Raw genomic sequence first — 25250 nt, forward strand, 5'->3', positions numbered from 1 at the left:
GGGATCGCGCGAGGGCCGCGCGGCCAGCTGAGAGAGGACCCGCTCCGTGACCACGCAGGACCCGTTCCAGAACACGCCGTCGAACAACGGGTGGACCCCCGAGCAGACCCCCACGACCCCCGAGTACCAGGTGAACTCGTACGGCGCGGGCGACACGGCCGGCTACTCGACGCCGGCCAGCTACGACTACGCCGCGCCTGCGCCCTCGACCTCACCCGCGCAGACGACCTACGCGACGCCCACGTACCCGGCCTACGGGGCGCCCGCGGGCGGCACCTCCGGCAGCGCGTCGGGAGGCACGGACGGCGTGTCGATCGGGGCGTTCGTCACGGGCCTGCTGGGCCTCGGATTCGTCGCGGTCATCCTGGGCGCGTTCGGTCTGCGCCGGACTGCGAACGGCGAGCGCTCGGGCGGCTGGATGGCGTGGACGGGCGTGGTGCTGGGCGTCATCGGCACCGCCGCGTGGGGCATCTTCGCTGGAGTGGCCATCGCGGGCGCCACGGCCGCCATCGATGCCTTCGACGACCTCGACACGGTCGTGGACTCGGAGGCGACCTACGGCTCGGACGCGTACCTCGACGGGCTCTGGGACGCATGCGAGGCCGGCGACGACACGGCCTGCGACGACCTCTACGCCGAGTCGCCGTTCGGATCGGGCTACGAGGCCTTCGGCGAGAGCTGCGGCGGCCGCGGCCTCCCCGCCGACCAGTTCTGGTGCGAGGAGGGTCGCACCTTCTAGGCGCCGATGCGCCCCTGACGCCGCGAGGGCGGCACCCCGGGTGGGGTGCCGCCCTCGCGTTCTGTCAGGTGTGACGGGGTGCTCTGGCCCCGTGCTCAGACCTCGCCGCTGGTGAGCGCGCGCTTGACCTCGGAGATCGCCTTGGTGACCTCGATGCCGCGGGGGCACGCCTCGGTGCAGTTGAACGCCGTGCGGCACTTCCACACGCCGGCCTTGTCGTTGAGGATCTCGAGACGGTCCCACTCGCCCTCGTCGCGCGAGTCGAAGATGAACCGGTGGGCGCCGACGATGGCCTGAGGACCGAAGTACTGGCCGTCCGTCCAGAACACCGGGCAGCTCGTGGTGCACGCGGCGCACAGGATGCACTTGGTGGTGTCGTCGAACCGCTCGCGGTCCTCGGGCGACTGCAGGCGCTCGCGCTCGGGCGCCGGGCCGCTCGTCATGAGGAACGGCATGATCTCGCGGTAGGAGGCGAAGAACGGCTCCATGTCCACGATGAGGTCCTTCTCGACCGGTAGGCCCTTGATGGGCTCGACGGTGATGGGCCGCGCAGGGTTGAGGTCCTTGAGCAGCGTCTTGCAGGCGAGGCGGTTGCGCGCGTTGATGCGCATCGCGTCGGAGCCGCACACGCCGTGCGCGCACGAACGGCGGAACGCGAGCGAGCCGTCCTGCTCCCACTTGATCTTGTGGAGCGCGTCCAGGACGCGGTCGGTCGCGTGCGCCTCGACCTGGAACTCTTCCCAATACTCGGTCCCGGGCTCGCGCCCGTCCAGGCCGTCAGGGTCGTGGCGGAGGATCTTGAGGGTCACCGTCATCGAGGGGATGACGCCAACCTCGCTGGGGGCCTCGGCAGTCGCGGTCATGGCCATCCCTCCTAGTACTTGCGTTCCATGGGCTGGTACTTGGTCACCACGACGGGCTTCCAATCCATGCGCAGGCCATCGGGCGTCGAGTACGCCATGGTGTGCTGCATGAACTTCTCGTCGTCGCGGGTGGGGAAGTCCTCGCGGTAGTGGCCGCCGCGGCTCTCCTCGCGGCCCGCGGCGCCGGCGATGACGACCTCGGACAGCTCGAGCAGGAAGCCGAGCTCCACGGCCTCGAGCAGGTCCGTGTTGAAGCGGGTGCCGCGGTCGTGGATCGCGATCGACTCGTACCGCTCGCGCAGGCCCTGGACCACCTCGGCGGCCTCGGCGAGCGAGTCCGCCGTGCGGAACACCTGGACGTTGAGGTCCATCGTCTCTTGCAGCTCCTTGCGGATCTGCGCGACGCGCTCCGTGCCGGACCCGCCCACGGTCTCGCGCAGGGTGGCGACCATGCCCTCGACGCGCGCCGACGCGTCGGCCGGCAGCGCCGGGCCGGACTCGATCGAGGCGGCGTACTCGGCGGCCGCGATGCCGGCGCGGCGGCCGAACACGTTGATGTCGAGCAGCGAGTTGGTGCCCAGGCGGTTGGCGCCGTGGACGGACACGCAGGCACACTCGCCGGCGGCGTACAGGCCCTTCACGACGTCGGTGTTGTTGCGCAGCACCTCGCCCTGGACGTTGGTGGGGATGCCGCCCATCGCGTAGTGCGCGGTGGGGAACACCGGGACCGGCTCCGTGTACGGCTCGACGCCCAGGTAGGTGCGCGCGAACTCGGTGATGTCCGGGAGCTTCTCGTCGATGTGCGCGGGCTCGAGGTGCGTGAGGTCGAGCAGCACGTAGTCCTTGTTCGGGCCGCAGCCGCGGCCCTCGCGCACCTCGTTGGCCATCGCGCGGGCGACCATGTCGCGCGGCGCGAGGTCCTTGATGGTGGGCGCGTAGCGCTCCATGAAGCGCTCGCCCTCGGAGTTGCGCAGGATGCCGCCCTCGCCGCGAGCCGCCTCGGACAGCAGGATGCCCAGCCCAGCGAGACCCGTCGGGTGGAACTGGAAGAACTCCATGTCCTCGAGGGGCAGGCCCGCGCGCAGCGCGATGCCCATGCCGTCGCCCGTCAGGGTGTGAGCGTTCGAGGTGGTCTTGAAGACCTTGCCGGCGCCGCCGGTGGCGAACACCACGGACTTGGCGCGGAACGTGTGGATCTCGCCCGTGGACAGCTGGTACGCCACGACGCCGGCGACCGCGACCTCGTCGCCGTCGGCTGCCGCCTGCGGGTCACCGTCGAGGATCAGGTCGAGCACGTAGAACTCGTTGAAGAACTCGACCTCCTGCTTGATGCACTGCTGGTAGAGCGTCTGCAGGATCATGTGGCCCGTGCGGTCGGCCGCGTAGCACGCGCGGCGGACGGCCGCCTCGCCGTGGTTGCGGGTGTGGCCGCCGAAGCGGCGCTGGTCCACCTTGCCCGCGGTGGTGCGGTTGAACGGCAGGCCCATCTTCTCGAGGTCGAGGACGGCGTCGATGGCCTCCTTGCAGAGGATCTCCGCAGCGTCCTGGTCGACGAGGTAGTCGCCGCCCTTGACGGTGTCGAAGGTGTGCCACTCGGCGTTGTCGTCCTCGACGTTCGCGAGGGCCGCGGCCATGCCGCCCTGAGCGGCGCCCGTGTGGGAGCGGGTCGGGTACAGCTTGGTCAGCACCGCGGTGCGCGCGCGCTGGGAGGACTCCAGCGCCGCGCGCATGCCAGCGCCGCCGGCGCCCACGATGACGACGTCGTACTCGTGCTCGGTCATACAACACTCTCGCAGAAGCTCGGGACGCCCTCCAGCAGTGCACCGGAGGCGTCGACGGGACAGGGATCGAAGGTCCAGATGACGAGCGAGCCGAGCACGATGACGACGATCATCGTGATGCGCAGCGCCCAGTGAAGGGTCTCGCGCAGGAACGGCCGGGTCGCGTAGTCGTTGACGAGCATTCGCATGCCGTTGGTGCCGTGCACCATCGCCAGCACGAGCATCGCGAAGTCCCACCACTGCCACAGCGGCGAGGCCCACTTGCCCGCGACGAACGCGAAGTCGATCTGGCTGACACCGTCGCCCGTCATCAGGTTGATGAACAGGTGCGTGAAGATCAGCACGATGAGGATGACGCCGGAGACCCGCTGGAAGATCCACGACCAGCGCTCGGCGCCGCCCACCGTGCGGCGGTTCATCGGCTTCTTGGGAGCCGTCAGCTCGGGAGCGGTCATCAGTGGCCCCCTCCGAACACGACCATCAGGTGGCGCGGCAGGAACCCTGCCATCAGCACCGCGAAGATTCCCCAGACGATCCACACCAGGAGGCGCTGGTGGCGCAGGGCCCAGGTCCACCGGTCGACGGCGATGATCCGGAGGCCATTGAAGGCGTGGAGGATGATCGCCGCGACGAGACCGGCCTCGACGATGCCGTAGATAGGGGTCTTGTATGACCCGATGACCTCGTTGTATGCCTCGGGGGAGATCCGCACGAGCGACGTGTCGAGCACGTGCACCACCAGGAAGAAGAAGATCGCGACGCCGGTCGCGCGGTGCACGACCCACATCCACATGCCTTCGCGGCCTCGATACAGCGTCGGTGCGGGGGACACGGGTTTCTCCCTTGAAGATTGACGACAGGGTGGTGCGTCTGCGGTGGCCCCATCCTAATGTGGTGTCCGTGACCTCAGATTCCACGATCCCCGTCAAGATCGATGATTTTTACCCGGTGGTGCCCGCGGGCGGCGTCGGCTCGCGTCTGTGGCCGCTGTCGCGGCCCGACAGGCCCAAGTTCCTCATCGACCTTCTTGACACCGGGTCGACCCTCATCCAGGACACGGTGGCGCGCCTGGCGCCGCTCGGGTCGGAGCTCATGGTCGTCACCGGGGAGCGCCACGCGCCCGCGGTCGCCGAGCAGCTTCCGGCCCTCGGCGCGCGCGACATCGTCACGGAGCCGAGCCCTCGCGACTCGATGGCGGCGATCGCGCTGGCCGCGGCGCTCATCGAGCACCGCCACGGCGACCAGATCATGGGCTCGTTCGCTGCCGACCACGTCATCCCCGATGCCGAGGCCTTCCGGGCGGTCGTCGCGACGGCCGTCGCGGCGGCCCGCACCGGCAAGGTCGTCACCATCGGCATCGAGCCCACCGAGCCGTCGAGCGCCTTCGGCTACATCGAGGCGGGCGCCGAGCTCGACGGGACGCCCGGCGCGTTCGCCGTCGAGGCGTTCACGGAGAAGCCCGACGAGGACACCGCTCGCGAGATGCTCGCGACGGGCCGCTACTCGTGGAACGCGGGCATGTTCGTGGTGTCCACCTCGGTCCTTCTCGGCCACCTCGCGCGGCTGCAGCCCACGCTCGAGTCGGGTGTGCGCGCCCTCGCCGCCGCGTGGGACGGCGACGGTCGGGCCGATGCTCTCGCCGAGATCTGGCCGACCCTCACCAAGATCGCCATCGACCACGCGATCGCCGAGCCCGTCGCGGCCGAGGGCGGGGTCGCGATGGTCCCCGGCTCGTTCGCGTGGCACGACGTGGGCGACTTCGACTCGCTCGCCGCGCTGCTGACTCCTGCCGAGGACGGCGCCGTGCGCATCGGCCGCGACGCCGCGGTGTCGCTCGTCGACGCCCCGGGCGCGGTCATCGTGGGCGGCTCGAAGCCGGTCGCCGTGGTGGGGATCGCGGACGCGGTGGTGGTCGACACCGACGAGGCGCTGCTGGTCCTGGGGCGCGCAGCATCCCAGCGGGTGAAGGACGTCAATCTGTAGCGTCACGCACGAGATGTGCGCTACATCACACCTACCAGGCTGGATCGATACCGAACCGTTGCCTAGCCGCAACACCTGCGCGCGTACGTGAAACATTTCCTGCGTAGCATGGGAGCCAACGCTCCCGCCTGGCGTACCCAACAGGCTCGATCTATGTGAGGGATTCACTGATGAAGAACACGATTCGCTTCGGCGCAATCGCTGCCGCCGGCGCACTCGCCCTCGCGGCATGCTCGTCCGCCCCCGAAGAGGAGCCCACGTCCAGCGCGACGGGTGGCACCGAGACCGAGGCGCCGGCCGAGTCGGTCGACTACAAGGCCTGCATGGTCTCGGACCAGGGTGGCTTCGACGACGCCTCCTTCAACCAGTCGGCCTACGAGGGCCTCCAGCGCGCCGCCGCCGAGCTCGGCGTCGAGGTCGCCGAGGCCGAGTCGACCGCCGAGTCGGACTACGGCCCCAACCTCGACGCGCAGGTTGCCGCTGGCTGCGACCTGATCATCACGGTCGGCTTCCTCCTCGGTGACGCGACGGCCACCGCCGCCGCCGCGAACCCCGACACGCACTTCGCGATCGTCGACTTCGGCTACGACGAGCCCATCGAGAACATCAAGCCGATGTTCTTCGAGACCGACGAGGCCGCGTTCCTCGCCGGCTACGCGGCGGCCTCGGCCTCCGGCACCGGCACCATCGGCACCTTCGGCGGCATCAACATCCCGACCGTGTCGATCTTCATGGACGGCTTCCTCGCCGGCGCGAACTACTACAACGAGCAGAAGGGTGGCGACGTCACCGTTCTCGGTTGGGACGGCGCCGAGGGCTCGTTCTCGGGCGACTTCGAGGACCAGACCCAGGGCCAGAACATCACCCAGGGCTTCCTCGACCAGGGCGCTGACATCGTCATGCCGGTCGCGGGCCCCGTGGGCCTCGGTGCCGCCTCGGCGATCCAGGCCGACGGCAACTCGTGGCTCGTCGGCGTGGACTCCGACTGGACCCAGTCGGCTCCCGACTACGCCGACATCGTCTTCACGTCGGTGCTCAAGCAGATCTCGAACGCCGTGTTCGACACCATCGAGGCCTCGATGGCCGAGTTCACCAACGACCCGTACGTGGGCACCCTGGAGAACGGCGGCGTCGGCGTCGCCGACTTCGCTGAGGGCACCGTCTCCGACGAGGTCGTGACCGAGCTCGAGACGATCGCCGCAGCGATCATGAACGGCGAGATCGAGCCGTCGACCGCAGGCTAAACACCTGACAGGGGACCTGGTCCCCACCCCATCGCGAGGGGCGTGCCGCGTGGACGCGGCACGCCCCTCGTGCTTGACTTGAGGGGCCGCGGATGCGGCTCGGTGCTGAGAGGACGATGGCGTGAAACTTGAGCTCCGTGAGATCACCAAGCGGTTCGGTGACTTCACCGCGAACGATGCGATCAGCATCACGGTCGAGAGCGGGACGGTTCACGCCCTGCTCGGCGAGAACGGCGCGGGCAAGTCCACGCTCATGAACGTCCTCTTCGGCCTCTACGACGCCGACGGCGGCCAGATCCTGCTCGACGACGAGCCGGTGACGTTCGCGGGTCCCGGCGACGCGATGGCCGCGGGCATCGGCATGGTGCACCAGCACTTCATGCTGGTCCCGGTGTTCACCGTCGCGGAGAACGTCATGCTCGGCCACGAGCAGGTCAAGGGCCCGGCGAAGATGCTCGACGTGGCCGCGGCGCGCGCGAAGGTGCGCGAGCTGTCCGACCGGTTCGGGTTCGACATCGACCCCGACGCCATCGTGGAGAACCTCTCCGTCGGCGCGCAGCAGCGCGTCGAGATCATCAAGGCGCTGTCCCGCGACGCGAAGGTCCTGATCCTCGACGAGCCCACCGCCGTGCTCACCCCCCAGGAGACCGACGAGCTCCTCGAGATCGTGCGCCAGCTGCGCGACTCCGGCACCGCCGTGGTGCTCATCACCCACAAGCTTCGCGAGGTCAAGGCCGTCGCGGACACCATCACCGTCATCCGCCGCGGCAAGGTCGTCGGCACCGCCGAGCCGAGCGCCTCGCAGGAGGAGCTCGCGTCGCTCATGGTCGGCCGCGACGTCTCGATGACCGTCGACAAGGACGAGGCCCAGGTGGGCGACACGATGCTCGAGGTGAGCGACCTCACCGTCGTGGACGAGGACAGCCAGGTCACGGTGCTCGACAACGTCTCGTTCGAGGTCAAGCGCGGCGAGATCCTCGCCGTCGCAGGTGTCCAGGGCAACGGCCAGACCGAGCTCGCCGAGGCCATCCTCGGAGTCATCGCGGCGTCGAGCGGCAGCGTGCGACTGGACGGCGACGAGCTGACCGGACGTTCCATCCGCGACAACCTCGAGGCGGGCATCGGCTTCGTCCCCGAGGACCGCACCGAGGACGGCGTGGTCGCCACCTTCACCGTGGCGAACAACCTCATCCTCGACCTGTACCAGGGCGCCCCCTACTCGCGTCGCGGAGCGATCGACCCCAAGGTGGTCACGTCGCACGCCGAGGAGCAGGTCGAGCGCTTCGACGTGCGCACCACCTCGATCGAGGCGCTCACCGGCTCGCTGTCGGGCGGCAACCAGCAGAAGGTGGTCCTCGCGCGCGAGCTCGCGCGCGACCTCAAGCTGCTCATCGCGTCGCAGCCCACGCGTGGCCTCGACGTCGGCTCGATCGAGTTCGTCCACAAGCGCATCATCGAGGAGCGCGACAAGGGCGTCGCCGTCATCATCGTCAGCTCCGAGCTCGACGAGGTGTACGCGCTCGCCGACCGCATCGCGGTCATGTACCACGGGCGCATCGTCGACATCGTCGAGCCCGACACCGATCGCGACACGCTCGGCCTGATGATGGCCGGCGCGCACGGAGACGAGGAGGAGGCCGCGTGAGCGACCGGAAGAAGAAGTCGGGGAAGCCCGGGGGCACGCCAGGGCCCGAGGGCGTCGACGCCCCCGACGCCGGTGAGGCGCACGAGGACTCCGCGAGCGCATCGGCCTCCAGGACCGACGCGAGCGCCGTCGACTCGACGGCCCCCGAGCCCGAGGGTGCCGGCGGCAACGCCGAGTCGGCCGCCGTCGAGGAGGCGCCCAAGTCCCAGACCGTGCTGCGCGAGATCCTCGAGAGCTCGACACTGGTCGTCATCATGGCGATCGTCGCGTCGCTCGCCATCGGCGGCATCCTCATCGTCTTCGCCGACGAGCAGGTGCGCGAGGCCGCGACCTACTTCTTCGCCCGACCCGGAGACACGTTCTCCGCGATGGGCGACGCCCTGGGAAGCGCGTACTCCGCGATCTTCCAGGGCGCGGTGCTGAACTTCAACGCGGACACCTTCGCCGGCATGATCCGCCCCTTCACCCAGACGCTGACGATGGCGACGCCGCTGATCTTCGCTGGACTGGGACTCGGCATCGGCTTCCGCGCCGGCCTGTTCAACATCGGCGCCCAGGGCCAGCTGCTGATCGGTGCGACGCTCGGCGCCTACGTGGGCTTCGCGTGGCACCTGCCGTGGGGCATCCACCTCATCGTCGCGATCCTGGGCTGCGCGCTCGGCGGCGCGATCTGGGGCTTCATCCCCGGCTTCCTCAAGGCGCGCACGGGCGCGCACGAGGTGATCGTCACGATCATGCTCAACTACATCGCGCTCAACCTCGTCGCGTGGCTGCTCACGCTCGAGGCGTTCCAGCGCGAGGGCAGCGACAACCCGATCACCCCGATCGTGGACGAGACCGCGCAGTACCCGCTGCTGCTCGGCTCGGGCTTCAACCTCCACTGGGGCTTCGTGCTCGCGCTGGCGTGCGCATGGGGCGTGTGGTGGCTCATGGAGCGCTCGACGCTCGGCTTCGAGCTGCGCGCCGTCGGCGCCAACCCCCACGCCGCCCGTACCGCCGGCATGAACGTGTCGAAGGGCTACATCCTCGTCATGGTGATCGCCGGTGCGCTCGCCGGACTCGCCGGCTCGGCCCAGGTGCTCGGCACGGAGAAGGTGCTCACCACCGCGACCGCAGGCTCGCTCGGGTTCGACGCGATCACCGTGGCGCTGCTCGGACGCTCGCGCCCGGTCGGCACCATCATGGCGGCCATCCTGTTCGGCGGCCTGCGCGCCGCCGGCCCGACGCTGCAGGTGCAGGCGGGCCTGCCCGTCGACATCGTCTTCGTCATCCAGGCGCTCATCGTGCTGTTCATCGCCGCGCCGCCGCTGGTCCGGAGCATCTTCCGCTTGCCCGCGCCGGCCCACGAGAAGGAGGTGGCGGCATGAGCGCGCCAGTCGTCGACGCACCCGTCGCCCAGGGCCCCGGGGCCAGCCCCGCCGCGCCGCGCACCAAGTCGTGGAAGGCCTCGATCGGCCTCGGCGTCACCGCTCTGGTGTCGCTGCTCGTGTTCGGGCTCACGACCCCGAGCGGCGTGCAGACCACCTTCACGATCGCGACCAGCTCGGACTTCGTGCACCTGCCGAGCCTCACGGTGCCGGCGAAGGCGGCGGCGGTCACGCTGTCGCTCATCGCCCTCGCGCTCGCCGGGTACGTGGCGTTCCGCGCCAACCAGTACCGCAAGGTGGGGATCTGGCTTCCCATCGTGTTCGGCATGGCCGTCATGGGGGCGCTGCTCGCCTGGGCCGGCGCGGACCGGTCGGGTACGACCATCCAGCTCACGGGACTCCTGACCTCCTCGCTGTTCCTCGCGGTGCCGCTGGTGTTCGGCTCCCTCGCGGGCACGCTGTGCGAGCGCTCCGGCATCATCAACATCGCGATCGAGGGCCAGCTGCTCGCGGGCGCGTTCCTCGCGGCGCTCCTCGCCTCGATGATGGGCAACGCGTACGTGGGCCTCATCGCGGCGCCCATCGCCGGTGGCCTCGTCGGCTGGCTGCTCGCGGTCTTCGCGACCAAGTACTGGGTCAACCAGATCGTGGTCGGCGTGGTGCTGAATCTGCTGGTCCTGGGTCTGACGAGCTTCTTCTTCTCGACGCTCATGAGCGACAACCCGTCGCTCAACCAGCCGCTGGGCCTGCCGCGCGTCGACATCCCGCTGCTGTCGTCGATCCCCGTCATCGGCCCGGTCCTGTTCAAGCAGAACCTGCTGGTGTACATCATGTACGCGGCCGTCATCATCCTGCAGATCATGCTGTTCAAGTCCCGCTGGGGCCTGCGCGTGCGGTCCGTCGGCGAGCACCCCAAGGCCGCGGACACGGTCGGCATCAAGGTCAACCGCACCCGCGTGCGCAACACCGTCCTCGGTGGCGCCATCGCCGGCCTGGGCGGCGCGTTCTTCACCGTCGCCTCGGGCCTCGCGTTCGGCAAGGAGATGACGGCAGGCAAGGGCTACATCGCCCTCGCCGCCATGATCCTGGGCCGGTGGAGCCCCAAGGGTGCCCTCGCGGCGGCGCTGCTGTTCGGCTTCGCTGACGCGCTGCGCGTGCAGCTGGGCATCATCGGCTCCGACATCCCGAGCCAGTTCCTCGCCATGACCCCGTACCTCGCGACCATCTTCGCCGTCGCCGGACTCGTGGGGCACTCCCGCCCGCCGGCCGCGGAGGGCACGCCGTACAAGAAGTAGGAGGGCACGTGCCCGACATCGACTGGGAGGCCCTGCGCGCGTCGGCGCGGGAGGTCTCCACCCGGGCCTACGTGCCCTACTCGTCGTTCCCGGTGGGCGCCGCGGCCCTCACCGACACCGGCGAGGTGGTGGTGGGCGCCAACGTCGAGAACGCCAGCTACGGACTCACCCTGTGCGCCGAGTGCGCGCTCGTGTCAAAGCTGCACGTCGACCACGGGGGCGCACGGCTCGTCGCCTTCACGTGCGTGGACGCCAACGGCGACCTGCTGGCCCCGTGCGGGCGCTGCCGCCAGCTGCTCTTCGAGCATGGCGGGCGAGCGCTGCTGGTGGACACCGCGGACGGCGTGATGACCATGAACGAGTTCCTGCCCGGCGCGTTCGGGCCCGACGACCTGGGGAGAGTGTGATGACCGAACGGCACGATGCGGTGGACGTGATCCGCACCAAGCGAGACGGCGGCACGCTCTCGGACGACCAGATCGACTGGGTGGTCGACGCCTATACGCGCGGCGTGGTCGCGGACGAGCAGATGAGCTCCCTCGCGATGGCGATCCTGCAGCGCGGCATGGGCCGCGAAGAGATCGCGCGCTGGACCGCCGCGATGATCGCCACGGGCGAGCGCCTCGACTTCTCCGGTCTCGGCAAGCCCACGGCCGACAAGCACTCGACGGGCGGCGTGGGCGACAAGATCACGCTGCCCCTCGCCCCGCTCGTCGCGGCCCACGGGGTGGCCGTGCCTCAGCTGTCGGGCCGCGGGCTCGGCCACACGGGAGGCACGCTCGACAAGCTCGAGTCCATCCCGGGCTGGCGCGCCGCGCTGTCCAACGAGGAGATGCACGCGCAGCTGAAGGACATGGGCGCCGTGATCTGCGCTGCGGGCTCGGGCCTCGCGCCGGCCGACAAGAAGCTCTATGCGCTGCGCGACGTCACCGGCACGGTCGAGTGCATCCCGCTCATCGCCTCGTCGATCATGTCGAAGAAGATCGCCGAGGGCACCGGGTGCCTGGTGCTCGACGTGAAGGTCGGGTCGGGAGCGTTCATGAAGGACCTCGACCAGGCACGCGAGCTCGCGGCCACCATGGTCGACCTCGGCACCGACGCCGGCGTGCGGACCTCGGCGCTGCTGACGGACATGTCCACGCCGCTCGGCCTCGCGATCGGCAACGGCAACGAGGTCGCCGAGTCGGTCGAGGTCCTGGCCGGCGGCGGCCCGGCAGACGTGGTCGAGCTCACCGTGGCGCTCGCGCGCGAGATGCTCGCCGGCGCGGGCATCACCGGCGTCGACCCCGCCGAGGCGCTGCGCGACGGACGAGCGATGGACGCCTGGCGCCGCATGATCGAGGCGCAGGGCGGCGACCCGAACGCGCCCATGCCCGACGCGCCGCACGTCGAGGAGGTCCGCGCGGAGGCCGACGGCGTGATCACCCGGCTCGACGCCCTCGGCGTCGGTGTCGCGGCCTGGCGCCTTGGCGCCGGACGCGCGCGCCAGGGCGACGCCGTCGAGGTCTCGTCCGGCGTCATGCTCCGCAAGACGCTCGGCGAGACGGTCGCGAAGGGCGACGTCATCATGACGCTGCACACCGAGACCGAGTCGCGCATGCCCCGCGGTCTCGCCGCGCTCGCCGAGGCGTGCGACGGCGCGGGCGCGATCGAGATCGGCGACAGCGCTCCCGAGCGTCGCATCGTCCTCGACACCGTCGGCACCAACGTCTGACCGTGGCGGTGAGGTGGGCGACTGCCAGCCGTCCGCACGGCGGGACCCGATGCCGGGTCCTGTCGACCGTCCCCGGGCGTCGGTAGCCTGACCTCATGGGAGACGGCTGGACACTGACCTCGGTCGCGGCCCGCACGGGCCGGCTGATCGGCCTGCGCGGCCGGTGGGCGACCCCGTACTCCGCCGCCCACGCGGCCGGACGCGCCCAGCGCGGCGGAGACGGCGGCGACACCGTGTTCGCCCGCGCGTACGCGCGTCGCTTGGCCCGCGCATCGGCCGCCGATGCGAAGGCCCTCGCGACCGCCGTCGCCGAGGTCGGGGAGGACTCCGCCGTCGCGGTGAGGGCCGCCGCGTCGGGCGCCCCCGTGGCCGCCGTCGCCGCGCTCGCGGCGAGCTGGGGACGCCTGCCCGCATCGGCTCGAGCCGTGATCCGCAACCCCGCCGGGAGCGGCATGGGCGCCCTGCGCCTGGGGGGCGTGCGCGCGCGCCAGGTCGACCCCACCACCTGCGGCGCCGCGTCGATGGCGATCATGCTGATGATGGGCGACCCGCTCGTCGCGGCGTGGGTCATGACGGGACGCACCTTCGGCGACCACCTCCCGCCCGAGGTGCTCGACGTGGTGCTCGCGGAGGTGGGGGTGCGCACCATCGAGGAGCGCTGGCACGGGCTCCAGCACGTGCTGCACCGCAGGACCACCCGCGGCGGCCTGGGCATCGCGCCGTGGCCGCGCGCACTGGGAACACCGCCGTGGCGCGTCGACGACGAGACGCGGTTCGCCGGCGTGCGCTTCCGCGGCGCGATCCTCGACGACACGGACGAGCACGCGGTGGCCGCCGCGATCGCCCACGCCTCCGCGGCGCTGCGCGACGGCATCCCGGTGCCGCTGTACACCGGCGGCGACTCGAGCGGCGGGCTGTCCGACGTCGTGCCTCGGCACGTCGTCCTGCTCGTGGGCCGTACCTCGCACGGCTTCGCGGTGTACGAGCCCGGTACGGGCCGGGTCCTGCCGCTCGCTGAGTCACGGCTCTATGGACGCGGCCCGAAGGAGCCGGCCTACGGCGCGTGGAGCCGGGCCTGCTGGCTGATCCTGCCCCAACGCCGCCGCGAGTCCTGACGGCGCGACCCCAAGTTGTGGCGGCGCGGCCCTTGAGGGCGGCCGAGCTGCGGCCCGGGTCGGCGGGCGTCCTCGCGCGCGGCTAGCCTGGGTCCATGAGTCTCACCCACGACGAGATCGTCGCCCTGCCCAAGATCGTCCTGCACGACCACCTCGACGGTGGCCTACGCCCGTCGACCCTCATCGAGCTCGCCGCCGAGATCGGCCACGAGCTGCCCTCGTCAGACCCCGACGAGCTCGCGCGCATCTTCGCGGAGAACGCGAACTCGGGAGACCTCGTCAAGTACCTCGAGGCCTTCGCCCACACCACCGCGGTCATGCAGACCGAGGACAACCTGCGCCGCGTCGCGCGCGAGGCGATCGTCGATCTCGCGGCGGACGGTGTGGTGTACGCCGAGCTTCGCTACGCGCCCGAGCAGCACGTCGCCGGCGGGCTCGACCTCCAGCAGGTCGTCGAGGCCGTGCAGGCAGGCATCGAGGAGGGCATCGCCGAGGCCGCGGAGTCCGGCCAGGGCATCCGCGCCGGCGCGCTGCTCGACGCGATGCGCCACCTGGACCGGTCCGAGGAGATCGCGGCGCTCGCGATCGTCAACCGCGGCCGCTGCTGCGTGGGCTTCGACATCGCCGGTCCGGAGAACGGGTTCCCGGCCTCGAACCACGCCGCCGCCTTCGCCGCGCTCCGCGCCGCGCACCTGCCCGTCACCATCCACGCCGGGGAGGCCGACGGCGCCGACTCCGTGAGCGACGCGCTCTTCCACGGCGCCCGCCGCATCGGTCACGGCGTGCGCATCCACGAGGACATCGAGGGCTTCGACACCGAGGAGCCGACGCTCGGCTACGTCGCACGCCACGCGCTCGACCAGCAGATCCCGCTGGAGGTGTGCCCCACCTCGAACGTCCAGACCGCGGCCGCGCCCTCCATCGAGGACCACCCGATCCACACGCTGCGCGACCTGGGCTTCGCAGTCACCGTGAACACCGACAACCGCCTCGTGTCGGGCGTGTCGATGTCGGGCGAGTTCGGCGTCCTCGTCGAGGCAGGCTGGACCAAGGACGACCTTCTCGAGGCCACCCTCGCGGCTGCCTGGGGCGCCTTCCTGCCCTACGAGGAGCGCGGCGACCTCGCCGAGCTGATCCTCGAGGGTTACGGCATCGAGCTGTAGCGCGAGTGACGGCGGGCGCCTCCCGGTTGGGGAGGCGCCCGCCGTCGTGTCGCGGCGAGGTGGAGGGGTAGGTCCCGCCGCGCGCGGCGCGTCTAGTGGGTCAGCTTGAGGCCCACGACGCAGCCGACGATCCCGAGGATGAGGAACACCTTGGCGACGGAGAACGCCTCCGCGCCGGTGGCCATCGCGTAGATGACGGTGAGGGCGGCGCCGATGCCGACCCAGATCGCGTACGCGGTGCCGACGGGCAGCGTCTTCAGCGCGTACGCGAGCCCGCCCATGGACGCCGCGAGCGCGACGAAGAAGACGACGGACGGCCACAGACGACTGAAGCCCTCGGTCTTGCCCAGCGCCGTCGCCCAGACGGCCTCGAGGACACCGGAGATGATGAGAATGACCCAAGCCATGACGTGCTCCCAGTGAGACGTCTTGTCGCAAGCGCCGGGTACGTCACCTCGTCCGGGAGCCTGGGGTGGGCTCTGATACGAGGATCGCACGGAGCCGATGCGCGGGCAAGCCGTGGTGACCAAGGTCACCACTGAGGCCGGGGTGGCTGGGTGAGCGGGGCCCGAGGGTTCACGCTGGGTGTCCCGCGGCGGCGGAGTGAGGCGCGGGGCACTGGACCGCCGCGCCTGCGCTGGCTCGGCGCGAGACCGCGCGCTGCCCGGCGTAGGCTGGACACCAGCCACTTCTTCGTCCTTGGAGGACCCCCATGACCCTGTCTCGCGCCGAGCTCGCCCAGTATGTCGACCACACCCTGCTCAAGCCGGAGTCAACCCCGGCGGACGTCGCCGACCTCATCGCCGAGGGCGCGGACCTGGGCGTGTTCTCCGTGTGCGTGTCGCCGTCGATGCTCCCGCTCGAGACCCCCGAGGGCCTCGCGGTCGCGACGGTCTGCGGGTTCCCGTCGGGCAAGCACCACTCGTCGGTCAAGGCCGCCGAGGCCGCGCTGTCGATCGCGCAGGGCGCCGACGAGATCGACATGGTGATCGACATCGCCGCAGCCAACGAGGGCCGCTTCGACGACGTGCAGGCCGACGTCGCCGCCGTTCGGGCCGCGGTGCCCGAGGGCAAGATCCTCAAGGTCATCATCGAGTCGGCTGCGCTCACCGACGAGGCGATCGTGGGCGCGTGCCAGGCGTCGGAGGCCGCGGGCGCCGACTTCGTGAAGACCTCGACAGGCTTTCACCCTGCCGGAGGTGCGTCCGTCGAGGCGGTGCGCCTCATGGCTCAGACCGTGGGCGGTCGCCTAGGCGTCAAGGCCTCGGGCGGCATCCGCACCGCCGAGGCGGCGCTCGCGATGATCGACGCGGGCGCCACGCGCCTTGGCCTCTCGGGCACCCGGGCGGTGCTGGACGGCACGGAGTCCACCGACGCGTACTGACTTGCCGCCGCTCCCCCCTTCCCGCGCCCCTCTCTCCGCCTGAGCGTCCAGATGGTGCCGCATTGTCGGTTCTGCGAGGTGTGCGTCTCCTGATGGTGGTTCGCCGTCGTCATCCGGAACGGTGCCGGACATGTACCGGGTGAGAGCCACCACGGGAGGATGACGCCATGACCGAACTCGACCACGCACTCGACGCGTCCGCACCCGCGACGAGCCACCGCACCGCAGAGCGTGACAGCGCGCTCAAGGAGCTGATCAGTTCCACCCGCCCCCGCCGACGTGCGGGCCTCAGGGGAGCGGCGATCGCCACGGGAGCCGCAGCGCTACTGGGACTCGGAGGTGTCACGGCGGCAGCGAGCCTCGGGTGGACGTCGTGGTGGGCCGAGGACGCGGTGAACGACATCACCTACACGCTCCCGAGCGGGGCGGAGTGCGAAGGGATCCTGGGGAACTTCCGTGGCAACGCTGACGAGGTCTCGGCAGCCGAGGACTTCATGGCGCAGCCCCGCCTGCTCGAGCGGCTCGACGTCGAGGCCGAATATGACCGTGCCCTCGCTGCCACCTACGTCGCGACGCTCGACGACGGGGCGGAGGTCGACGCCGGTCCCGGAACGCCGTACTGGTCGGCGGACCGCCACTATGCGATGGCAGTCGGCCACGCGACGTCGGATGCCCTCTACGAGCACCTCAGAGAACTCGGGGTTCTCGACCGGCTGAGCTATGAGACCGAGTACCGGTGCCCGGAGCTGGTCCCGGCTGACCTCGAGGCCCGCGAGATTCGGAGCGACTGGTGAGCGACTCCGCAGCGCGCCTCGAGGTCGCTCTGCGCGCCAACTCCGACGACCTGCTCGCCTTCTGCGAACGCCGGCTCGCCCGTGACGACGCGTCCGACGCGCTTGCCGAGATCATGACCGTCGCGTGGCGCCGAGCGCAACACCTCCCGGCCGTGCCGCTGGAGGCCCGCATGTGGCTGTTCGGCATCGCTCGAAACGTGGTCGCCAACGCGCACCGATCTCAGGTGAGACGCTCGCGGCTCGCGGATCGCCTGCGCGCGCTCGCGGTCAGCGCGCCTGCGAACGCGCCAGCCGCCGATGCCGGCGCGGACGTGCGCGACGCTATCAGCGCCCTGCCTCCTGACCTCGCCGAGGTCGTCCGCCTGAGGCACTGGGAAGGTTTCTCCCTCGCCGAGATCGCCACGATCGTCGACGCGCCCGCGTCGACTGTCCGCAGTCGCTACGCGGCGGCACGCGAGAAGCTCGCCGCCGCCCTCGCCGAGCCCCGCGAGCCGGTGAAATCATGACGGGGTGACATCCGCATCGGCCCTCCCGCGTGACGCACAAGCGCGGCTCGAGGAGCTGGCGCGGCTGCGACGCGTCCGCGACCGCATCGACCGCGAGCACGCCCAGCCGCTCAGCGTCGAAGCGCTCGCGGCAGGGGAGCACATGTCCGCCGGTCACCTGAGCCGACGGTTCAAGGCCGCGTTCGGGGAGAGCCCGTACTCGTACCTCATGACCCGCCGCGTCGAGCGTGCGATGGCGCTGCTGCGACGCGGCGAGTCGGTGACGGACGCGTGCTTCGCCGTGGGCTTCGGCTCCCTGGGCACGTTCTCCACCCGGTTCTCAGAGCTCGTGGGGATGTCGCCCACCGCGTACCGGGAGCGCGTGAGGGACGCGCCGCAGGACCTGCCGACGCTCGTGATCAAGCACGCGACGCGACCGGTCAGGAATCGAGAAGCGCCGCCGCCGCTGCGCGCGTAGCGTCAGAGCCATGGACATCTCGATTCACCACACCTTCATCCCCCACACCGACCCCGAGGCCTCGCTCGCCTTCTACCGCGACGCGCTGGGCTTCGAGGTGAAGAACGACGTGGGCCAGGGCGCCATGCGCTGGATCACGCTCGGCCCGGCCGATGCGGCGACGACCATCGTGCTCACGCCGCCAGCCGTCGACCCGGGCATCACCGACGGCGAGCGCCAGACCATCGCCGAGCTCATGGCCAAGGGCTCGTACGCCGCGATCGTGCTCGCCACCCCGGACGTCGACGGGGCGTTCGCGGCGATCGAGGCCACGGGGGCCGAGGTGGTCCAGGAGCCCCAGGACCAGCCGTACGGTGTGCGCGACTGCGCGTTCCGCGACCCCGCCGGCGCGATGGTGCGCATCCAGCAGCGCTGAGCCCGCGCACCTCGCCCACCCCGCGCAACGTCCGCGCGCACGGTCCCGCCCAGCGAGCGCATCGTTCCTGCTGGCACAATCAACCTCACGTCCCCACGCGAAGGAGCCCCATGGCCGAGCACGCCGCCGACACCCACGACGTCATCCGCGTCGAGGGGGCCCGCGAGAACAACCTCAAGGACATCTCGATCGAGCTGCCCAAGCGCCGCCTCACGGTGTTCACCGGCGTCTCGGGGTCAGGCAAGTCCTCCCTGGTGTTCGAGACCATCGCGGCGGAGTCCCGGCGCATGATCAACGAGACCTATAGCTCCTTCATCCAGGGCTTCATGCCGTCGCAGGCGCGTCCCGACGTCGACGTGCTCGAAGGCCTCACCACCGCGATCATCGTCGACCAGGAGCCCATGGGCGCGAACGTGCGCTCCACCGTCGGCACGGCGACCGACGTGTTCGCGATGCTGCGGATCCTGTACTCGCGCATCGGCGACCCTCAGGTGGGACCGCCGCACACGTTCAGCTTCAACGTGGCCTCCTCGTCGGGATCGGGGTCCGCGACCGTGACCCGCAAGGACGGCTCGACCGTCCGCGAGCACCGCGAGTACTCCCAGACGGGAGGCATGTGCGTGCGCTGCGAGGGGACCGGGCGCGTGTCCGAGCTCGACCTCACCCAGATCGTCGACGAGTCCAAGTCGCTCGCCGAGGGTGCGATCACCATCCCCGGGTACACGGCGGACGGCTGGGCGGTGCGGATGTACACCGAGTCCGGCTTCCTCGCCGCGGACAAGCCGGTGGGGAAGTACTCGAAGCGCGAGCGCGACGACCTGCTCTACAAGGAGGCGACCAAGGTCAAGATCGCCGGCATCAACATGACCTACGAGGGAATCATCCCCAAGATCACCAAGTCGATGCTGTCGAAGGACCCCGACGCGATGCAGCCCCACATCCGGGCGTTCGTGGACCGCGCCGTGACGTTCGCGGAGTGCCCCGACTGCGAGGGAACTCGACTGAGTGAGTTGGCTCGCTCGGTTCGGGTCGCGGGCAAGGGCATCCACGAGCTGAGCGCGATGCAGATCAGCGACCTGGCAGCCTGGATGCGCGACCTCGACGAGCCGTCGGTCGCGCCGCTGCTCACGGCGCTGCGCGACACGCTCGACTCGTTCGTCGAGATCGGCCTCGGCTACCTCTCGCTCGACCGCGCTGCGGGGACGCTCAGCGGCGGCGAAGCGCAGCGCACCAAGATGATCCGCCACCTCGGCTCGGCGCTGACCGACATCACCTACGTCTTCGACGAGCCCACCGTCGGACTGCACCCGCACGACATCGAGCGCATGAACCAGTTGCTGCTGCGCCTGCGCGACAAGGGCAACACAGTTCTCGTCGTGGAGCACAAGCCGGAGGCGATCGCGATCGCGGACCACGTCGTCGACCTCGGGCCCGGCGCGGGAACCGGTGGCGGGGAGATCTGCTTCGAGGGCACCGTCGAGGGGCTCCGGGCGTCCGAGACGCTCACCGGCCGTCACCTCGAGTACCGTGCGTCGCTCAAGTCGGCCGTGCGGTCCGCCTCCGGGGCCATCGAGATCCGCGGCGCCTCACAGCACAACCTGCACGACGTCGACGTGGACGTTCCCCTCGGCGTGCTGACGGTGGTCACGGGGGTCGCGGGCTCGGGCAAGAGCTCGCTCATCCACGGAGGGATCCCTGCTTCCGCGGGCGTGGTCACGGTGGACCAGGCGCCGATCCGCGGGTCCCGGCGATCGAATCCCGCGACGTACACCGGCGCGCTTGAGCCCATCCGGAAGGCGTTCGCGAAGGCCAACGGCGTCAAGCCCGCGCTCTTCAGCGCCAACTCCGAGGGCGCCTGCCCGGTGTGCAAGGGCGCGGGCAAGATCTACACCGAGCTTGGCGTCATGGAGACCGTCGAGTCGACGTGCGAGGCATGCGAGGGCCGTCGGTTCAACGATGAGGTCCTCGAGTACACGCTCGCCGGACAGTCGATCGCGGACGTCCTCGAGATGCCCGTGGAGGAGGCCCACGCCTACTTCTCGGAGGGCGAGGCCAAGAACCCCGCCGCCGCGAGGATGCTCGGCCACCTCGTCGATGTCGGACTCGGGTACCTCGCGCTGGGTCAGCCGCTCACATCGCTCTCCGGCGGCGAGCGCCAGCGCCTCAAGCTCGCGACGCACATGGGCGACAAGGGCGGCGTGTTCGTGCTGGACGAGCCGACCACCGGCCTGCACCTCGCGGACGTCGAGAACCTCCTCGCGCTGCTCGATCGCCTGGTCGACTCCGGAAAGACCGTCGTCGTCATCGAGCACCACCAGGCCGTCATGGCGCACGCCGACTGGATCATCGACCTCGGGCCCGGCGCGGGCCACGACGGCGGCCGCGTCGTGTTCGAAGGCACGCCTGAGGCACTCGTCGCCGACGCGTCGACCCTCACGGGGAAGCACCTCGCGGAGTACGTCCGGGCCTGAGCGACACCCAGGCACCATCGGGTGACGCGCGCCTGCGAGAATCGACAGTCACGCACCATCTCCGCGCTCAGGCTGGGAGTTGTAGACGCGCGGACGGGTCGGCGGCCTGAGCGACGCTCACGCACCATCAGGTGACGCGCGCCCGCGAGAACCGACAGCCAGGCACCATCTCCGCGCTCAGGCAGAGAAGGGCGACGGCGGGGATGGGGGTGAAGGCGCGGCGAGGCTGCGGCTAGGGGAGCAGCGCCTTCACGTCCGCCTCCAGGGCATCCATGGCGGCCGATGCGGCCTCGCGGGCGTCCGCGACCTCGCCGTCGACGGGGGTCACCACCTCGAGGTACGCCTTGACCTTGGGCTCGGTGCCCGAGGGGCGAATGATCACCCGTGCGCCGGACTCGGTGGCCAGGTGCAGCCCGTTAGTGCCGGGCAGACCGCGGAAGCCGGCGTTCATGTCGTCGGTCGACGTCACCGCAGAGCCGGCGAGCGACTCGGGCGGCGAGGCGAGCAGTCGCTCCATGAGCGCGGGGATCTGGTCGATGTCCGCGAACCGCGCGGACACCTGACGCGTCAGGTACACACCGTAGGCACGCGCGAGGTCATCGATCGCGTCGGCAAGGGTTCGGCCGGAGGCCTTGAGCTCGGCGACCAGGTCGGCGACCACGACGGCCGCGCTGACGCCGTCCTTGTCGCGCACCAGGTCGGGCGCGACGCAGTAGCCCAGCGCCTCCTCGTAGCCGTAGACGAGTCCCGCCTCGCGGCCGATCCACTTGAAGCCGGTCAGCGTGTTGGCGTGGGCCAACCCGTGCGCCGCGGCGATAGCGGACAGCTGCTGGGAGGACACGATGGAGTTCGCGAGCGTCGCGCCCTCCGGTGCGGACCCGGCCGCCCGCGACGCGACGCGCTCGCCCAGCAGCGAGCCGACGACGTCGCCGTGGAGCATCGTCCACCGGCCGTCGATGACGGTCGCGACGGCGCAGCGGTCGGCGTCGGGGTCGTTGGCGATCACCAGGTCAGCGCCCACCGTCTCGGCGAGCGCGAGCGACAGGTCGATCGCGCCGGCCTCCTCCGGGTTGGGGAAGTCGACGGTGGGGAAGTCGGGGTCGGGCTCGGCCTGCTCGGGCACGGTGTGCAGGTCGGTGAAGCCCGCAGCGGCGAGCGCCTGCTCGACCGTCTCCCCGCCCACGCCGTGAAGGGGGGTGAGGACGATGCGCACGTCAGCACGCGCATCGGCGTCACCCGATCCCGCGACGGCGGAGACGGCAGTCACGTAGTCTGCGGCGACATCGTCGCCAAGCGTGGTCCACCCGGACTCGGCGCGGGGGACATCGCTCACTGAGGGGACGGCGGCGATGCGCGCGGCGATCTCGCCGTCGTACGGCGGGACGATCTGGGCGCCCTGGCCCTGGTCCGTGACGACGCGTCCGCCCAGGTAGACCTTGTAGCCGTTGTCCTGAGGCGGATTGTGTGACGCGGTCACCATGACGCCGGCGTCCGCATCGAGCGCGCGCGTCGCGTACGCGAGCACGGGCGTCGGCAGCGTCTTGGGCAGTAGCAGCGCTTCGTGGCCTGCGGCGGTCATGACGGCCGCCGTGTCGAGCGCGAACTGGCGCGAGCCGTGACGGGCGTCGTAGCCGATCGCCACCCGCGCGGGCCCGTCGATGCCGAGCTCGACGAGCGCGTCGGTCAGGTAGCGCGCGAGGCCGGCCGCTGCGCGAATGACCACCGCGCGGTTCATGCGGTTGGGCCCGGCGCCGATCGCGCCGCGCAACCCAGCGGTGCCGAACTCGAGCGTGCCGCGGAAGCGGTCGGCGAGCTCGGCGCCGGCGTCGGCCGATCCGGCCTGGTGCCCGGCGATGATGCGCTCGAGCTCCTCGCGGGTCGCGGGATCGGGGTCGTCAGCGATCCAGGCCTGAGCCTGCTCGACGATCGAGGTCATCGCATGGCCTCCACAATGTCCGCGAGCAGCCGCGAGATGCGCGGGCCCGAGGAGGCGCCCACGTCGAGCACCTCCGAGTGGTCCAGGGTGTCGCCGCCGATGCCGGCAGCGAGGTTGGTGACGAGCGAGAGGCCGAGGATCTCGAACCCGGCCTGTCGCGCCGCGAGCACCTCGAGCGCGGTCGACATGCCCACGAGGTTGGCGCCGAGGATCGCGGCCATGCGCACCTCGGCCGGAGTCTCGTACTGCGGGCCCGTGAACTGCGCGTAGACGCCGTCCGGCAGCGACGAGTCGATCGACAGCGCGATGTCGCGCAGCCGCGGCGAGTACGCCTGCGTCATGTCGACGAAGCTCGCGCCCTCGAGCGGCGTCGCGCCGGTGAGGTTGATGTGGTCCGCGAGCAGGACCACCGAGCCGGGGCCGACCTCGGGTCGGGTCGAGCCGCACCCGTTGGTGATGACGAGCTGCTTCGCTCCGGCGGCGGCGGCCATGCGCACGCCGTGGGCGACCTTGCCGGCGTCGCGCACCTGATAGAAGTGCTGGCGCGAGCCGAGCACGAGGACGTGGCGACCGTCCGCGGTGCGCAGCGCGCGCATCTTCGACGAGTGTCCGGCGACCGCGTGCGCGTCGAAGCCCGGGAGGTCGGCGGCCTCGATCGACCCCACCTCCTCGCCGATCAGGTCGGCCGCGCCACCCCACCCGGACCCCAGCACGAGGGCGATGTCGAAGGAGTCGACGCCGGTGGCGGCGCGGAGCGCGTCGGCGGCCTCGGCCGCACGCGTGGAGGCAGTGGAGGAAGCATCGGTCATGCTCCGACCCTAGCCCCGAAATGCCTGCTTCACCGCCTGAGGCGCGGCCCGTCGCCCCGGCTCAGGACGCGCTGCCTGGCGCCCTGAGCGCGAGGTGCGCATCGCACGCGGCCCACGGACCCACGCCCTCACGTCGCCCCCGCTGTCCACGATGCGGGACAATGGTCCTATGGCGACGCGCATCGTGATCATCGGCGGCGGACCTGGAGGCTACGAGGCGGCGATCGTCGCGGTGAAGGAAGGTGCCGAGGTCACGCTCATCGAGCGTCAGGGCCTCGGCGGCAACGCCGTCCTCACCGACGTGGTCCCGTCGAAGACCGTCATCGCGACGGCCGAGTGGCGCACCATCGCGGACCGCGCCCCGCAGCTGGGCATCCGCGACACCGACGGCTCGGACTCCGCGGAGTTCTCCGAGCACGTGGTCGACATGCAGGCGATCAACGCCCGGATCCGCAAGCTCGTGCTCAAGCAGTCGCACGACATCGCGACTCGCATGGCCAAGAACGACATCCGCGTCATCGACGGCGAGGCTCGGCTGCTCAGCCCGACCCAGGTCGAGGTGGCGGACGAGGTTCTCGACGCGGACGCGATCCTCATCGCGACCGGCGCCCGGCCGCGTGTGCTGCCCTCGGCGGTGCCCGATGGCGAGCGCATCCTCACGTGGACGCAGCTGTACGACCTCACCGAGGTGCCGGAGCACCTCATCGTCGTCGGCTCGGGCGTCACCGGAGCAGAGTTCGCGGGCGCGTACCGCCTGCTGGGCTCGGAGGTGACGCTCATCTCGAGCGGCGAGCGCGTGCTGTCCACCCAGGACCCCGAGGCGGCGGAGCTCATCCAGGACGTGTTCGCGTCACGCGGGATGCACGTCGTGGGGGGCGCCCGGGCGCAGGCGGTGGAGAACACCGGCGCCGGCGTGAAGGTGACGCTCGGCGACGGGCGCGTGGTGCACGGCACGCACTGCCTCATGGCTGTGGGCTCGGTGCCCAACACCCAGGACATGGGCCTCGAAGCCGCGGGCGTCGAGGTGGACGAGCGCGGCTACATCCGGGTCGACCGGGTCTCGCGGACCACGGCGCGCGGCGTCTACGCCGCAGGAGACTGCACCGGACTGCTGCCGCTCGCCTCGGTTGCGGCGACCCAGGGCCGCATCGCGATGGCGCACGCCCTCGGCGACGCCGTGCAGCCCATCGAGCTGCGCCACGTCGCGTCCAACGTCTTCACGATCCCCGAGATCGCGACCGTCGGCGCCACGGAGCAGGAGCTCAAGGACCGCGGCATCTTCTACGAGGTGTCCCGGCTCGACCTCGCGCGCAACCCGCGCGCCAAGATGCTCGGCATCGACTCCGGGTTCGTCAAGATCTTCGGCCACACCGTGACGGGGCAGATCCTCGGCGCCGTGATCGTCGGCTCCCGTGCCGGCGAGCACATCTTCCCGCTGTCGCTCGCGGTCGCCCACCACCTCACGGTCGACCAGGTCGCGAGCGCGTTCACCGTCTACCCGTCGCTGTCGGGCACGACGTCGGAGGTCGCGCGCCGCCTGCACGGCATGCGCGACCCGCGCTGACGGTC

The 25250-nt window shown here is 70.9% G+C and carries 24 protein-coding genes and 1 riboswitch; of the genes, 17 read left to right on the forward strand and 7 right to left on the reverse strand.

Annotated features, from left to right (window positions below):
* The first annotated feature begins 46 nt into the window (after positions 1-46).
* Positions 47-739 carry a DUF4190 domain-containing protein gene (locus B7K25_RS10685; RefSeq protein WP_084106048.1) on the forward strand — a complete coding sequence of 231 codons (693 nt, stop codon included), beginning with the start codon at positions 47-49 and terminating at the stop codon, positions 737-739.
* A gap of 95 nt (positions 740-834) precedes the next feature.
* Here the strand turns inward: B7K25_RS10685 and B7K25_RS10690 are convergent, their stop codons facing one another.
* From B7K25_RS10690 to sdhC, 4 genes are read right to left on the reverse strand one after another with little or no spacing between them, the layout of a single operon-like run.
* Entirely contained in the window at positions 835-1602 is a 768-nt protein-coding gene (locus B7K25_RS10690; RefSeq protein WP_084106206.1) for a succinate dehydrogenase iron-sulfur subunit, read from the reverse strand.
* An 11-nt stretch (positions 1603-1613) separates the two neighbouring features.
* On the reverse strand, positions 1614-3383 hold the full coding sequence (sdhA, locus tag B7K25_RS10695; RefSeq protein ID WP_084106049.1) for a succinate dehydrogenase flavoprotein subunit: 1770 nt from the start codon (positions 3381-3383) through the stop codon (positions 1614-1616).
* On the reverse strand, positions 3380-3838 hold the full coding sequence (locus B7K25_RS10700; protein ID WP_084106050.1) for a succinate dehydrogenase hydrophobic membrane anchor subunit: 459 nt from the start codon (positions 3836-3838) through the stop codon (positions 3380-3382). Before B7K25_RS10700 ends, sdhA begins: the two co-directional genes overlap by 4 nt.
* Entirely contained in the window at positions 3838-4215 is a 378-nt protein-coding gene (gene sdhC, locus B7K25_RS10705; RefSeq protein WP_084106051.1) for a succinate dehydrogenase, cytochrome b556 subunit, read from the reverse strand. Before sdhC ends, B7K25_RS10700 begins: the two co-directional genes overlap by 1 nt.
* Before the next feature lie 68 nt (positions 4216-4283).
* On the opposite strand from sdhC, the gene B7K25_RS10710 reads away from it, so the two are divergent.
* From B7K25_RS10710 to B7K25_RS10750, 9 genes are all read left to right on the forward strand, one after another.
* Positions 4284-5366: a mannose-1-phosphate guanylyltransferase gene (locus B7K25_RS10710; RefSeq protein ID WP_084106207.1), complete on the forward strand. Its 1083-nt coding sequence runs from the start codon at positions 4284-4286 to the stop codon at positions 5364-5366.
* 170 nt (positions 5367-5536) lie between these two features.
* Entirely contained in the window at positions 5537-6610 is a 1074-nt protein-coding gene (locus tag B7K25_RS10715; protein WP_084106052.1) for a BMP family protein, read from the forward strand.
* Positions 6611-6731: 121 nt separating this feature from the next.
* The gene (locus tag B7K25_RS10720; protein ID WP_084106053.1) at positions 6732-8255 is read left to right on the forward strand and encodes an ABC transporter ATP-binding protein; all 1524 of its coding nucleotides are present in this window, start codon (positions 6732-6734) and stop codon (positions 8253-8255) included.
* Positions 8252-9622, forward strand: coding sequence for an ABC transporter permease (locus tag B7K25_RS10725; RefSeq protein ID WP_234988191.1), 1371 nt, complete (start codon positions 8252-8254; stop codon positions 9620-9622). The genes B7K25_RS10720 and B7K25_RS10725 overlap by 4 nt, the downstream gene beginning before the upstream one ends.
* Positions 9619-10917, forward strand: coding sequence for an ABC transporter permease (locus tag B7K25_RS10730; protein ID WP_084106054.1), 1299 nt, complete (start codon positions 9619-9621; stop codon positions 10915-10917). The genes B7K25_RS10725 and B7K25_RS10730 overlap by 4 nt, the downstream gene beginning before the upstream one ends.
* A gap of 8 nt (positions 10918-10925) precedes the next feature.
* Positions 10926-11324, forward strand: a complete 399-nt coding sequence (locus B7K25_RS10735; protein WP_084106055.1) for a cytidine deaminase — start codon at positions 10926-10928, stop codon at positions 11322-11324.
* Positions 11324-12631, forward strand: coding sequence for a thymidine phosphorylase (locus B7K25_RS10740; RefSeq protein WP_084106056.1), 1308 nt, complete (start codon positions 11324-11326; stop codon positions 12629-12631). Before B7K25_RS10735 ends, B7K25_RS10740 begins: the two co-directional genes overlap by 1 nt.
* Positions 12632-12726: 95 nt before the next feature.
* Positions 12727-13746: a hypothetical protein gene (locus B7K25_RS10745; RefSeq protein ID WP_084106057.1), complete on the forward strand. Its 1020-nt coding sequence runs from the start codon at positions 12727-12729 to the stop codon at positions 13744-13746.
* A gap of 95 nt (positions 13747-13841) precedes the next feature.
* A complete protein-coding gene (locus B7K25_RS10750) occupies positions 13842-14909 on the forward strand; it encodes an adenosine deaminase (protein WP_084106058.1) in 1068 nt (355 codons plus the stop codon).
* Between the two features lie 92 nt (positions 14910-15001).
* Here B7K25_RS10750 and B7K25_RS10755 read toward each other — a convergent pair whose 3' ends face one another.
* Positions 15002-15316, reverse strand: a complete 315-nt coding sequence (locus B7K25_RS10755; RefSeq protein WP_084106059.1) for a multidrug efflux SMR transporter — start codon at positions 15314-15316, stop codon at positions 15002-15004.
* 11 nt (positions 15317-15327) lie between these two features.
* Positions 15328-15392: riboswitch (guanidine-III (ykkC-III) riboswitch) on the reverse strand.
* A gap of 229 nt (positions 15393-15621) precedes the next feature.
* Between B7K25_RS10755 and deoC the strand changes: the two genes are divergently transcribed.
* From deoC to B7K25_RS10785, 6 genes are all read left to right on the forward strand, one after another.
* Entirely contained in the window at positions 15622-16293 is a 672-nt protein-coding gene (gene deoC, locus B7K25_RS10760) for a deoxyribose-phosphate aldolase (RefSeq protein ID WP_084106060.1), read from the forward strand.
* 167 nt (positions 16294-16460) lie between these two features.
* Positions 16461-17087, forward strand: coding sequence for a hypothetical protein (locus B7K25_RS10765; RefSeq protein WP_084106061.1), 627 nt, complete (start codon positions 16461-16463; stop codon positions 17085-17087).
* Positions 17084-17593 carry an RNA polymerase sigma factor gene (locus tag B7K25_RS10770; RefSeq protein WP_084106062.1) on the forward strand — a complete coding sequence of 170 codons (510 nt, stop codon included), beginning with the start codon at positions 17084-17086 and terminating at the stop codon, positions 17591-17593. The genes B7K25_RS10765 and B7K25_RS10770 overlap by 4 nt, the downstream gene beginning before the upstream one ends.
* A gap of 4 nt (positions 17594-17597) precedes the next feature.
* On the forward strand, positions 17598-18050 hold the full coding sequence (locus B7K25_RS10775; RefSeq protein WP_084106063.1) for a helix-turn-helix transcriptional regulator: 453 nt from the start codon (positions 17598-17600) through the stop codon (positions 18048-18050).
* A gap of 10 nt (positions 18051-18060) precedes the next feature.
* Positions 18061-18465, forward strand: coding sequence for a VOC family protein (locus tag B7K25_RS10780; RefSeq protein ID WP_084106064.1), 405 nt, complete (start codon positions 18061-18063; stop codon positions 18463-18465).
* A gap of 110 nt (positions 18466-18575) precedes the next feature.
* The gene (locus tag B7K25_RS10785; RefSeq protein WP_084106065.1) at positions 18576-20936 is read left to right on the forward strand and encodes an excinuclease ABC subunit UvrA; all 2361 of its coding nucleotides are present in this window, start codon (positions 18576-18578) and stop codon (positions 20934-20936) included.
* A 232-nt stretch (positions 20937-21168) separates the two neighbouring features.
* Here B7K25_RS10785 and B7K25_RS10790 read toward each other — a convergent pair whose 3' ends face one another.
* Positions 21169-22872: a phospho-sugar mutase gene (locus B7K25_RS10790; RefSeq protein ID WP_084106066.1), complete on the reverse strand. Its 1704-nt coding sequence runs from the start codon at positions 22870-22872 to the stop codon at positions 21169-21171.
* Complete coding sequence (locus B7K25_RS10795; protein ID WP_084106067.1) at positions 22869-23681, reverse strand: purine-nucleoside phosphorylase; 813 nt, start codon at positions 23679-23681, stop codon at positions 22869-22871. Before B7K25_RS10795 ends, B7K25_RS10790 begins: the two co-directional genes overlap by 4 nt.
* A gap of 169 nt (positions 23682-23850) precedes the next feature.
* Here B7K25_RS10795 and B7K25_RS10800 point away from each other — a divergent pair, with 169 nt between their 5' ends.
* Positions 23851-25245 carry an NAD(P)H-quinone dehydrogenase gene (locus B7K25_RS10800; protein WP_234988193.1) on the forward strand — a complete coding sequence of 465 codons (1395 nt, stop codon included), beginning with the start codon at positions 23851-23853 and terminating at the stop codon, positions 25243-25245.
* Positions 25246-25250 lie beyond the last annotated feature (5 nt).

Origin of the sequence: Demequina sp. NBRC 110056 (assembly GCF_002090155.1) — a bacterium.
Lineage (GTDB): Bacteria > Actinomycetota > Actinomycetes > Actinomycetales > Demequinaceae > Demequina.